The organism is Agilicoccus flavus, from assembly GCF_014857905.1.
Classification (GTDB): Bacteria; Actinomycetota; Actinomycetes; order Actinomycetales; family Dermatophilaceae; genus Agilicoccus; species Agilicoccus flavus.
The window spans coordinates 163,200-174,503 of the sequence record NZ_JACYXE010000002.1 but is presented as its reverse complement, the minus strand read 5'-3'; the positions used below and the strand labels follow the sequence as shown (position 1 = coordinate 174,503).

The window sequence follows — 11,304 nt, the reverse complement described above, 5'->3', positions numbered from 1 at the left end:
CCCGCCGGTGCGGGCGGAGGGCGCCGGGGCGGGCGGAGCGCGGGTTGATAGCGTCGGGGCCGCACGAGTACCGACGAGGATCGACGACGGGGGGTCACCGGAGGATGCAGGTCGAGGGTCGCAGGTGGCAGCGGTACGTCGCGCTCGGGGACTCGTTCACCGAGGGACTCATGGACGCCTCGGCCGACGACCCCGACTCGTTCGTCGGCTGGGCCGACCTGCTCGCCGCGCGGCTGGCGCGACGCAACACCCGGGCCGGTCTCGACTTCGGCTACGCGAACCTCGCGGTGCGGGGGCGCGTGCTCGCCGACGTGGCCGGCCCGCAGCTCGACGCCGCGCTCGACCTCGCTCCCGACCTCGTCTCGATCTCGGCCGGCGGGAACGACCTCCTGCGCCCGCGGGTCAGCCTGGCCGAGGTCGCCGACGGGCTCGAGGCCGCCGTCGCGCGGGTGCGCGAGACGGGCGCCGACGTGCTCATGGTGACCGCGCCCGACATCGGGTGGATGCCGATCGTCGGTCGGGTCAACCCGCGCATGGCCGAGCTGACCGCCCACGTCTGGGGCATCGCCCAGCGGCACGACTGCCCCGTCGTCGACCTGTGGACGCTGCGTGAGCTGCAGGACCTGCGCATGTGGGCGCCCGACCGGATCCACTTCAGCTCCCGCGGGCACCGGGTCGTCGCCGACGCCGCCGCCTGGACCCTCGGTCTCGACGACGTCGAGCCCCTCGAGGCCCTCCCGCCCGCGACGCCGCTCACGCGGCTCGCGTCGATGGCGGCGAACCGGGAATGGGCCCGCACGCATCTCGCGCCCTGGGTCCACCGCCATATGCGGGGCCGCAGCAGCGGCGACGGGCGCTCCGCGAAGCGTCCCGTCGTCGCGCCCGTCGATCTCGGCGGCTAGGCGGTCAGCGCACCGGGGGGTCGCGATCGGCGGCGCCCCGGGTGGTCGGGCCCCGGCCGGTCGTCTCCCGGCCGGTCGACTCCTCCAATCTCGCCAGGGTGTGCGGGTCGGGGTCCACCTGGGTCGTCTCCTGCGCCGAGGCCTCCGGGTGGTGCAGGTCGAAGGCCGGTCGCTCGGAGCGGATGCGGGGGATCTGGTCGAAGTTGTGCCGGGGCGGCGGGCACGAGGTGGCCCACTCCAGCGACGAACCGTACCCCCAGGGGTCGTCGTCCAGCACGAGAGGCGCCGAGCGCGACCGCCACACGTTGTAGAGGAACACGAGGGTGGAGGCGCCGAGGAGGAAGGCGAACATCGACGAGACCTGGTTGAGGCCCGTCACCCCGTCCTCGACGAGGTAGTCGCCGTAGCGGCGCGGCATGTTCTGCATGCCCAGCACGTGCTGGATGAGGAACGTGCCGTGGAATCCGATGAAGAGCATGGCGAAGTGCACCTTGCCGAGTTTCTCGTCCAGCATCCGCCCCGTCAGCTTGGGCCACCAGAAGTAGAAGCCCGCGAACATCGCGAAGACGACGGTGCCGAACACGGTGTAGTGGAAGTGGGCGACGACGAAGTACGTGTCGGTCACGTGGAAGTCCAGCGCCGGGCTGGCGAGGACGATGCCCGTCAGACCCCCGAAGAGGAACGTCGTGAGGAAACCGAGCGCCCACACCATCGGCGTCTCGAAGGTGAGCGATCCGCCCCACATCGTGCCGACCCAGTTGAAGAACTTCACCCCGGTCGGCACGGCGATGAGCATGGACATCATGGCGAAGAAGGGCAGCAGCACCTGACCCGTCGCGTACATGTGGTGCGCCCACACCGTCATGGAGAGCGCGGCGATGGCGATCGTCGCGAAGATGAGCCCCTTGTAGCCGAAGAGCGGCTTCCGCGAGAACACCGGCAGGACCTCGCTGATGATCTCGAAGAAGGCGGCGGTGAGCACCGGGAACGCCATGAGCACCATGATCGAGGTGATGAGGACCGTCCACGTGAAGAGCGGCATCCGGAACATCGTCATCCCGGGGGCCCGCAGGCAGACGATCGTCGTGACGAAGTTGACGCCGCCGAGAATGGTGCCGAAGCCGGACAGCGCCAGGCCGACGAGCCACAGGTCGCCCCCGAGGCCGGGAGTGAAGGTGGCGTTCGAGAGCGGGGCGTAGGCGAACCACCCGAAGGAGGCCGCGCCGCCGGGGACGAGGAATACTGAGACGGCCATGAGCCCGCCGAACAGATAGAACCAGTAGGCGAGCATGTTGAGTCGGGGGAAGGCGACGTCCGGCGCACCGATCTGCAGCGGCATGATCGCGTTGGCGAAGCCGGCGAAGAACGGGGTCGCGAAGAGCAACAGCATGATCGAGCCGTGCATCGTGAACATCTGATTGAACTGCTCGAGGTTGTCGACGACCTGCAACCCCGGTGCGAACAGCTCCGCGCGGATGATCATGGCGAGCAGCCCGCCGATCATGAAGAACCCGAAGACCGTGACGAGATAGAGGTTGCCGATGACCTTGTGGTCGGTGCTCGTCACCCAGCCGAGGACGCGTCGCCCCCGGTGACCCGGCGGTGGCGGGGGTGGGCGGGCCGGCTCGGAGCGTCTGCGTCGACCGGGGCGGCCGGGATACCCGGGGTTGCGTGACCGGGTGGTCGTCCTCGACGGTCTGGCCGTCGTCGAGAGCCTGGACATGGCGCCTCCTGGGCCATGCACGACGGCGACGCCGGGCCGCGGCTCGACGGCGCCTGCCCGGGTTGCGGACACGGCCGGCCTGTCGTCACGTTCGGCGTGGTTCCGGCGACTCCCGCGAGGGCGGGAAACGCTGCTGGCCCGGTCGCCCCACCGTAGCGTGTGAGATACGACACGTCCACGCCCTCCGTCTTCGGCGGCATCGAGGGTGTATCTTCCACCCCCGCGGCGCCCAGGGGCCCTTGCCGGTCGCCGAGCCGCACCCGCCACCCAGGGCCCGGCGGCTGCAAGGATGGCCCCATGAACGACTCCCGCGCCGGCACCGTTGCCCAGCCCAGCGACCTCGTCGATGTCGCCCACCTCGTCACCGCGTATTACACCGGTAAGCCGGACCCGTCGAACGTCGACCAGCAGGTCTCGTTCGGCACGTCCGGGCACCGCGGCTCCAGCCTGAAGACGGCCTTCAACGAGGACCACATCCTCGCCACGACGCAGGCGATCGTCGATTACCGCCGCGAGCAGGGCTTCGACGGCCCGCTGTTCATCGGCCGGGACACGCACGGCCTGTCCGAGCCGGCGTGGGCGAGCGCGATCGAGGTGCTCGTCGCGAACGACGTCCGGGTCATGGTTGACGCCGAGGACCGCTACACCCCGACCCCCGCGGTGAGCCACGCGATCCTGCGGGCGAACAAGGGCAGGATCGGCGGCGTCGCCGACCTCCCCGCGAACGCCGGCCTCGCCGACGGCATCGTCGTCACCCCGAGCCACAACCCGCCGAGCGACGGCGGATTCAAGTACAACCCGCCGCACGGCGGCCCGGCCGACACCGACGCGACGACCTGGATCGCCGACCAGGCGAACGAGTACATCCGCGCCGGACTCGAGGGCGTGCGGCGCACGCCCTTCCGCGAGGCCCGCGCGGCCTGCGAAGGCTACGAGTTCAAGCGGATCTACGTCGAGGATCTCGCGAACGTCATCGACATGGCCGCCATCAAGGATGCGGGCGTGCGCATCGGCGCCGACCCCCTGGGCGGCGCGGCCGTCGACTACTGGGGTGCGATCGGTGAGCACTACGGGCTCGACCTCACGGTCGTCAACCCGCTCGTCGACCCGACGTGGCGGTTCATGACCCTCGACTGGGACGGCAAGATCCGGATGGACTGCTCCTCCCCCTCCGCGATGGCCTCGCTCATCGAGCAGAAGGACCGCTACGACATCGCGACCGGCAACGACGCCGACTCCGACCGCCACGGCATCGTCACCCCCGACGGCGGCCTCATGAACCCCAACCACTACCTCGCCGTCGCGATCCAGTACCTCTACGGCGGCGGCCGCCCGCAGTGGCCGGCCGACGGGTTCATCGGCAAGACCCTCGTGAGCAGCTCGATGATCGACCGCGTCGCCGAGGACCTGGGCCGCAGGCTCGTCGAGGTGCCGGTCGGGTTCAAGTGGTTCGTGCCCGGGCTGCTCGACGGGTCCGGCCCGTTCGGCGGCGAGGAGTCGGCAGGCGCATCGTTCCTGCGCTTCGACGGCTCCGTGTGGAGCACCGACAAGGACGGCATCATCCTCGCCCTGCTCGCGAGCGAGATCCAGGCGAAGACCGGCAAGAGCCCCTCGCAGCACTACGCCGAGCTCGTCGCGAAGCACGGCGAGCCCGCCTACGCCCGCGTCGACGCCCCCGCGGACCGCGAGCAGAAGGCGAAGCTCAAGAAGCTGTCTCCGTCCGACGTCACCGCCGACACCCTCGCGGGCGAGCCGATCACGGCCAAGCTCACGCAGGCCCCCGGCAACGGCGCGGCGATCGGCGGCCTCAAGGTGACGACGGACTCGGCCTGGTTCGCGGCCCGGCCCTCCGGCACCGAGGACGTCTACAAGATCTACGCCGAGTCCTTCCAGGGCCCCGAGCACCTCGCCCAGGTGCAGGCCGAGGCTCGCGAGGTCGTCTCGGCGGCCCTCGGCGGCTGAGCCTCCGGTACCGGAAGGGGCCCCGACGCGACCGCGCGTCGGGGCCCCTTCCCTCACCGCCCCGCGACACCGCCCCGGCCCACGACGAGCAGCGGCCTCGCCTGCGGCACAGTGGGGCCATGACAGCGACGCCCGGCTCGGACGAGCCCACCCCCGGCAGGCTCGTGCTCGTCACGGGTGCCCAGGCGGCCGGGAAGACGACGGTCGGGCGGGCGCTCGCCCGGAGCCTGCCCCGCGCGGTCCACGTCGACGGGGACGCGATCGCCGCGCTCGTCGTCTCTGGAGCGGTCGAGGTCGAGCTGCCGCTGACGCGGGACGCGCTCGAGCAGCTCTTCCTGCGCTGGAACGCCGCCATCGCCGTCGCCGAGACGTACCAGCGGGCGGGGTTCGACGCTGTCATCAGCGACAACGTGTTCGGTGAGCTGTTCGAGGACTTCGTCGACTTCGTGTCGCCGGCGCCGCTGCACGTCGTCATGCTCTGCCCCGACCTCGACACGCTCCGCGCGCGGGACGAGGGGCGTCCGACGCGGGGCTACGCCGGCACGATCACCGTCGAGGCGCTCGCCGAGGGCGTCGCCGACACGCCCCGCGCCGGCCTGTGGCTCGACACCTCCGGGATGTCCGTCGAGGTCACCGTGGCCGAGGTCCGCGCCCGGCTGGACGAGGCGCTCCTCGACACGACCGGCCCCCTCACCCCGCCCGACGGCCCCGGCCTGGAGCAGGAGTAAGAACGAGCCGGGCCACATCGGCGGGCCAACCGCAGGCAAGAACCATTCGGGCCGGGTCGATCAGCCGCCCGCGGACCCGCGATGTCGAGTTGCCTTGTTCCACAGTCACTCTCGCGCGGACGAATCGCCGGCACGGGCATCACCCGGCCCGAATGGTTCTTCACGCGCGGCCGCAGGGCGCCGGCGTCAGGCGCGCGACACCCCGGCCTCGTCGGCCGGGGTCCGCAGGACGCAGAACTCGTTGCCCTCGGGGTCGGCGAGGACGGCCCACCCCTCGTGGCCGCGGCGGTCGTCGACCATCGTGGCCCCGAGCCCGAGGATGCGTTCCACCTCGGCGTCGCGGTCCGCGTCGACCGGGCGCAGGCACATGTGCATGCGGTTCTTGACCGTCTTGGGCTCGGGAACCTTGAGGAAGCCGATCCAGCGACCGGCCGGCCCCTCCAGGCCGCACTCGTCCTCGCCGGGGGCGGACTCGTCGTCGAGGACGAAGTCGTCGAGGACCTGGGCCCACCAGGTGGCCTGGGCGTAGGGGTCGGCGGCGTCGATGCAGAAGTTCGATGTGCGGGAGACCATGACGCCCATCGTGCCCCGACGCGCGGTCGTCGGCCACCGGCTTTCGTCCGCTCGGACGCCCGTCGCGCGGGAGGCCCCCGGCCGGCCCGGATGCGCCCGCGGGGGCTCGGCTGACAGGGTGGAGACCATGACCGGCTCCGACCCCCGCCACACCGTGCCACGCCCCTCCGAGGAGGCGGCCCTGGCCCACATCGAAGCCGACTCCGCACGGTTCTACGACGTCCTCGCCGCCGTACCGCCCGGGACGCGGGTGCCGTCGTGCCCCGCCTGGGACACCGACGACCTGCTCGCCCACCTGCGCGGCGTGCAGGTCTTCTGGCAGCGCGTCGTGGTCGAGCGCCTCACCGAGCCGGAGCAGGTCGAGGCGCTGGGCGAGCCGGATCGCCCCGAGGGCCGGGAGGCCCTGCTCGCGGCAGGGCGCGAGGCGGCCGCGGCGCTCGTGGCGACCCTGCGGGACACGCCGCCCGACACCCGGGTGTGGACCTGGTCGAGCGAGCAGAGCGCCGGGTTCGTCCGCCGACGCCAGATGCACGAGGCGTGCATCCACCGCGTCGACGCCGAGCTCACGGCCGCACCCGACGGCAGCGCCCGCACCCCCATCGACGCGCTGCTGGCCACCGACGGGGTCGACGAGGCGCTGCGCGTCATGTACGGGGGCTGCCCGCCGTGGGGGACCCAGACCCCGGAGGAGGGCCGCATCGTCCGCGTCGCCGCCACCGACACGGGCACGTCGTGGCTGCTCACGCCCGCCCGCTTCACCGGCACGGCACCCGACGGGATCCAGCACGACGAGCCGGACGTCGTCGTCGACACCGACCCCGGGGACGGCACCGTCCGGCCCAAGGCGATCCTCTCGGGCACGGCCGAGGACCTCTACACGTGGCTGTGGCACCGCCCCCACCTCGGCGAGCTGCACCGCGCCGGCGACGTCGCCCTCGTCTCGGAGGTGGAGGCGACCCTGTCGGCGCCGATGAACTGACGCCACCCGGCGCGAGTCGCCCTGTGGGGCAGGTCGATTCCCTCCCGCGGCGCCCGGCGGTCCGGTAGGGTCGGGCGCCTCACCGTGGAGGTCAGCCATGACGCCTCGCCCGTCGTCCGCCGCTCGCGCTCTCGTCGCCGCCGTCGCCGCCGCCTCGTGCGCCCTGCTCGGGGTGCCCGCCGCGGCCTCCGCCGGCCCTCCCCCGGGCCTCGCGGCCGCCTCCGGCGCGCAGGCCCCGCCCGGCGTCCGGACCACCACGCGGCCCGTCACAGGTCTCGAGAAGCCGGCGACGATCGACGTCGACCGCTGGGGCATCCCGCACATCAGCGCCGCGAGCACCGACGACGCCTTCCTCGCGCAGGGCTTCAACGCCGCCCGCGACCGCCTCTTCCAGATCGACCTGTCGCACCGGCGCGGGCTCGGCCGGCTCGCGGAGGTGTTCGGCGAACGGTACGTCGAGCAGGACCGCGCGGCGCGCCTCTTCCTGTACCGCGGCGACATGGACGCCGAGTGGGCCGCCTACGGGCCTGACGCCCGGCGCATCGCGACGCGGTTCGCCGCCGGGGTCAACGCCTACCTCGACTGGCTCGACGACCACCCCGACGAGCTCCCCCCGGAGTTCCGGGCCCTGGGCTACCGACCCGACCGGTGGACCGCCGAGGACATCGTCCGCATCCGCACCCACGCCCTCGTCAGCGGGCTCGACGACGAGGTCGCGCGGGCAAAGCTCGCCTGCGCCGGCGCCCTCCACCTCGACGCGCTGCGTCTGCGTCGGCAACCGGCCCACGCGACGGCGGTGCCGGCCGGCACCGACCCGTGCCTGCCCGAGGGCGTCCTGCGGACCTACGAGCTCGCGACGCAGCCCGTCGCGTTCACCGGCGACGCGGCCCGTCCGCTCGCCCTCGCCCCCCGGGGCGACGGCGCCGAAGGCCCCGAGGCCGAGGGGAGCAACAACTGGACCGTGTCGCCGCGCCGCACGGCGACCGGCCGGCCGATCCTGGCCAACGACCCCCACCGGGTCCACGGGGCGCCCTCGCTGCGGTACATCGCGCACCTGCGCGCCCCGGGCCTGAACGTCATCGGCGGTGGCGAGCCCGCCCTGCCGGGCATCTCGATCGGCCACAACGACTCGATCGCCTTCGGGCTGACGATCTTCGGCACCGACGCCCAGGACCTGTACACGTACGAGCTCGACGCGACGGGCACGAAGTACCGGTACCGGGGCGGGTGGGAGCCCATCCGCACCGAGACCGAACGCATCGGCGTGAAGAGTCGTGCCCCGGTGAGCCGGGCGGTCCGGTTCACCCGGCACGGACCCGTCGTGTGGATGGACCGGTCGGCACGGAAGGCCTACGCGGTCCGGTCCGTGTGGTCGGAGCCGGGCACGTCCGCGTACTTCGCGAGCATCGGCTACATGCGGGCCCGGAACTGGACCGAGTTCCTCGACGCGCTCCGGCGGTGGGGCGCGCCCGGCGAGAACCAGATCTACGCCGACACGAGCGGCAACATCGGGTGGAAGGCGGCCGCGTTCGCGCCGCGGCGCGTCGGCTACGACGGGCTCCTGCCGGTGCCGGGCGACGGGCGCTACGACTGGGCCGGGTTCGTCCCGAGCGAGCGACTGCCGCAGGTCTACAACCCGGCGCGGGGGTTCTTCGCGACGGCCAACCAGTACAACCTGCGTCCGGGCACGGATCGGGCCGACGTGACGGCCTACGAGTGGTCGGGGCCCGAGCGTCACCGGCGGATCATCGAGGTCCTCTCGCGGCAGCCGCGGCACACCCTCGCCGACTCCAAGCGACTGCAACGCGACGCCACGTCGCCGCGGGCCCGGCTGCTGCTGCGCCTGACCCGGCCGCTGACCGGCGAGGATGCCGCCACGACCGCGGCCATCGACGTCATGTCGGGCTGGGAGGGGACCGAGTCCCTCGGCTCCATCCCCGCGACCCTGTTCGAGACGTACTGGCAGCCGCGCGTCAACGCGGCGGTCCGGGACGCCCTCGTCCCGGCGGCGCGGCGCGATCTGGTCCCGACGATCGACTGGCTCGTCGTGGAGGACGTGCTCACGCACCCGACGAGGTGGCTGGGCGGCGACGGCGTCGCCCGCCGCGACGCACTCCTGCGGGACACGCTGACCGCCGCCTACCGCGCGGCCCTCGACGAGCGGGGGCCGATGTCGGCGGCGACGTGGGGGTACCGCGGCAACGCGGTGAGCATGGACCACCCGCTCGGGAAGGTCGACCCGCGGCTGAACGTGGGGCCCTTCGCGATCCCCGGTTCACGGACCACCCCCATCGCCTCCGGACGGGCGTCGTACAAGGAGGTCATCGACGTCGGCAACTGGGACGCGTCGTGGACGATCAACACCCCGGGCCAGTCGGGCGATCCGGCCGACCCCCACTACCGCGACCTCGCCCCGATCTGGGCGCGCGGCGGCTACGTGCCGATGCTGTTCAGCCCCGCGGCGATCGCGAAGCACACCGAACAGCGCATCGTGCTGCGCCCGGCCCGCGGCTGAGGCGACCGCACCGCCGGCGTCGACGGGGCGGTCAGTGCCGGTGGGGCGTGGTCGACGCGCTGGGGGCGCCGAAGGAGGTGTCGCAGGCGTCGTCGACGTCGGCGGCGGTGGAGGCGGGCATGGCCTCGAGTCGGTCCTCGACGCCCGCGCCGAGCGGTTCGCCCTCGTTCTCGTCGCGCCGCGACCACGCCATCGGCGTCATGAGGGCCGGTCGGAAGGTGCGCCGCCGCGAGCCGTCGGAGGCGCGCGACAGGCGGGACACGCGCCGCTCCGACGTCGCGGAACGCCGGCGGCCGCCGAGGATGGCGGAGAGGGTGATCATCGTTCGACGCTAGGCCCCTACCCCCGGGTAGGCAACAGGCCCCCCCGACACCCACCGCAGAGGCGGGCCGCATCGTGAGATGACACGTCCGACCGCCCGCTCCGCGGCCGACGCGGTGCGGATCGCCATCTCACGACATGGACGCCGTGAGGAGCGCGCCGGCCAGGCCGACCGCGGCGACGACGAGGGTCGTCGCCGCCGCGACCGCCACCGGGCGGCGCCCGACGGCCCGCAGCCGGGCCACGCTCACCCCCGTCCCGAGCGCGAACATCGCTGCCGCGAACAGGACCGTCTGCACCGATCCGGCCACGTCGAGCGCCGCGGGCGGCAGCGCTCCAGTCATCCGGACCAGCGACGCCGCGAGGAACCCCAGCACGAACAACGGGACGAGGGGCGGACGGCGACCCGGCAGCGAGGCCGCGGAGGTGCCGGCCGCCGACCGCCGGCGCGCGAGCCCGATGATTGCGACGACCGGCGCGAGCAGGAGCACGCGCGCCAGCTTCACCGCGGCCGCGACCTGCAGCGCACCCGCGCCGAGGACGCCCCCGACGGCCACCACCTGGGCCACCTCGTGCACCGACGCCCCCGCCCACTGCCCGGCGAGGAGCGGGTCGAGCCCGAGCATCCCCGCCGCGACGGGCAGGAGGGCCATCGTCGCCGTGCCCAGGAGGACCACCAGGGCCACGGCCGTCACGGTGTCCCGCTCGAGGTCGCCCGCGGGCCCGGCCGAGTCGCCGTCACCCACAGGCCCGGCCGAGTCGCCGCCACCCACGGGCCCGGCCCAGTCGCCGTCGGGCCGGATCGAGTGGCCGTCACCCACAGGCCCGGCCGGGTCGCCCTGCGCGGCCGTGCCGAGAGCCGCCACCTGCGTCCGATCGAGATCACCCGCGAGCCCTGCAGAGTCGCCCTGCGGGCCCGTCGCGACGGCCGTCACCCGGGGACGCCCGAGGTCACCGGCGAGGCCGGCCGAGTCCTTCAGCGCGGCCACGGGCCCCCGCCCGCCCGAGCAGGCCGCGTCCCGCGAAGCGGGGCGGGCGTCGCGCTCGTCGAGAGCGTCGGCGACGGCCGCGACGGCCGCGGCCCCACAGATCGACATACCGGCCCCGATGAGCAGCCGCTGCGTCGGCGCGAGTCCGAGGCGACGCCCGAGCACCTGCGCGACCGCGAACCCGCTGGCGACGACCGCCACCACCACGGCGATCACCCCGGGGCCGAGCGCGGCGACGTCCCGCAGCGAGAGCTGCAGGCCGAGCAGGACTATGCCCGCCCGGAGCGGGTGGCGGGCGGCGACGGCGAGGCCCGGAGCGAGGGCGTCCGGCAGCCGCCCGATGTTCGCGGCGGCGATCCCCAGGGCGATCGCGACGAGCAACGCGCTCACCGGCAGGGCGTGGGCGACGACCACGGAGACGGTCGCCGCCGCCCCGGCCGCCAGCAGACCGGGCCCGACGCGGGGCCTCTCGGGCGTCCGGGGCGTGCGGGGCGGCACCGCCCTCCGGCCCGACGCGGCGGACGGCGGTCCGACAACGGGAGCGGTGGGGGCGGTAGGCAGCATGGGTCCAGCCTCGACGGGCCGCGCGCTCCCGACCAGACCCTTTTCCCG

9 protein-coding genes are annotated in these 11,304 nt (G+C 73.7%); 5 read left to right on the top strand and 4 right to left on the bottom strand.

What is annotated here, in order from left to right:
- Positions 1-104 precede the first annotated feature (104 nt).
- A complete protein-coding gene (locus tag ICW24_RS04325) occupies positions 105-902 on the top strand; it encodes an SGNH/GDSL hydrolase family protein (protein ID WP_226344486.1) in 798 nt (265 codons plus the stop codon).
- 4 nt (positions 903-906) lie between these two features.
- Here ICW24_RS04325 and ICW24_RS04320 read toward each other — a convergent pair whose 3' ends face one another.
- Entirely contained in the window at positions 907-2,625 is a 1,719-nt protein-coding gene (locus tag ICW24_RS04320; protein ID WP_443588037.1) for a cytochrome c oxidase subunit I, read from the bottom strand.
- A gap of 297 nt (positions 2,626-2,922) precedes the next feature.
- On the opposite strand from ICW24_RS04320, the gene pgm reads away from it, so the two are divergent.
- Both pgm and ICW24_RS04310 read left to right on the top strand, forming a co-directional pair.
- Positions 2,923-4,587 carry a phosphoglucomutase (alpha-D-glucose-1,6-bisphosphate-dependent) gene (gene pgm, locus ICW24_RS04315; protein ID WP_226344484.1) on the top strand — a complete coding sequence of 555 codons (1,665 nt, stop codon included), beginning with the start codon at positions 2,923-2,925 and terminating at the stop codon, positions 4,585-4,587.
- 119 nt (positions 4,588-4,706) lie between these two features.
- Complete coding sequence (locus ICW24_RS04310; RefSeq protein ID WP_226344483.1) at positions 4,707-5,315, top strand: AAA family ATPase; 609 nt, start codon at positions 4,707-4,709, stop codon at positions 5,313-5,315.
- Positions 5,316-5,501: 186 nt separating this feature from the next.
- Here ICW24_RS04310 and ICW24_RS04305 read toward each other — a convergent pair whose 3' ends face one another.
- Positions 5,502-5,888, bottom strand: coding sequence for a VOC family protein (locus ICW24_RS04305; protein WP_226344482.1), 387 nt, complete (start codon positions 5,886-5,888; stop codon positions 5,502-5,504).
- 127 nt (positions 5,889-6,015) lie between these two features.
- On the opposite strand from ICW24_RS04305, the gene ICW24_RS04300 reads away from it, so the two are divergent.
- Together ICW24_RS04300 and ICW24_RS04295 are read left to right on the top strand one after the other, a co-directional pair.
- A complete protein-coding gene (locus ICW24_RS04300) occupies positions 6,016-6,867 on the top strand; it encodes a maleylpyruvate isomerase N-terminal domain-containing protein (protein ID WP_226344481.1) in 852 nt (283 codons plus the stop codon).
- 97 nt (positions 6,868-6,964) lie between these two features.
- Positions 6,965-9,382: a penicillin acylase family protein gene (locus ICW24_RS04295; RefSeq protein WP_226344480.1), complete on the top strand. Its 2,418-nt coding sequence runs from the start codon at positions 6,965-6,967 to the stop codon at positions 9,380-9,382.
- A 31-nt stretch (positions 9,383-9,413) separates the two neighbouring features.
- Here the strand turns inward: ICW24_RS04295 and ICW24_RS04290 are convergent, their stop codons facing one another.
- Both ICW24_RS04290 and ICW24_RS04285 read right to left on the bottom strand, forming a co-directional pair.
- Complete coding sequence (locus tag ICW24_RS04290) at positions 9,414-9,704, bottom strand: hypothetical protein (RefSeq protein ID WP_226344479.1); 291 nt, start codon at positions 9,702-9,704, stop codon at positions 9,414-9,416.
- A gap of 130 nt (positions 9,705-9,834) precedes the next feature.
- Positions 9,835-11,256: a YeiH family protein gene (locus ICW24_RS04285; RefSeq protein WP_226344478.1), complete on the bottom strand. Its 1,422-nt coding sequence runs from the start codon at positions 11,254-11,256 to the stop codon at positions 9,835-9,837.
- Between the last annotated feature and the right edge of the window lie 48 nt (positions 11,257-11,304).

Excerpts from the sequence above, each read along its gene's own strand:
- ICW24_RS04325 (WP_226344486.1), top strand. The coding sequence starts at position 105 with ATGCAGGTCGAGGGTCGCAGGTGGCAGCGGTACGTCGCGCTCGGGGAC.
- ICW24_RS04320 (WP_443588037.1), bottom strand. The coding sequence starts at position 2,625 with ATGTCCAGGCTCTCGACGACGGCCAGACCGTCGAGGACGACCACCCGG.
- pgm (WP_226344484.1), top strand. The coding sequence starts at position 2,923 with ATGAACGACTCCCGCGCCGGCACCGTTGCCCAGCCCAGCGACCTCGTC.
- ICW24_RS04310 (WP_226344483.1), top strand. The coding sequence starts at position 4,707 with ATGACAGCGACGCCCGGCTCGGACGAGCCCACCCCCGGCAGGCTCGTG.
- ICW24_RS04305 (WP_226344482.1), bottom strand. The coding sequence starts at position 5,888 with ATGGTCTCCCGCACATCGAACTTCTGCATCGACGCCGCCGACCCCTAC.
- ICW24_RS04300 (WP_226344481.1), top strand. The coding sequence starts at position 6,016 with ATGACCGGCTCCGACCCCCGCCACACCGTGCCACGCCCCTCCGAGGAG.
- ICW24_RS04295 (WP_226344480.1), top strand. The coding sequence starts at position 6,965 with ATGACGCCTCGCCCGTCGTCCGCCGCTCGCGCTCTCGTCGCCGCCGTC.
- ICW24_RS04290 (WP_226344479.1), bottom strand. The coding sequence starts at position 9,704 with ATGATCACCCTCTCCGCCATCCTCGGCGGCCGCCGGCGTTCCGCGACG.
- ICW24_RS04285 (WP_226344478.1), bottom strand. The coding sequence starts at position 11,256 with ATGCTGCCTACCGCCCCCACCGCTCCCGTTGTCGGACCGCCGTCCGCC.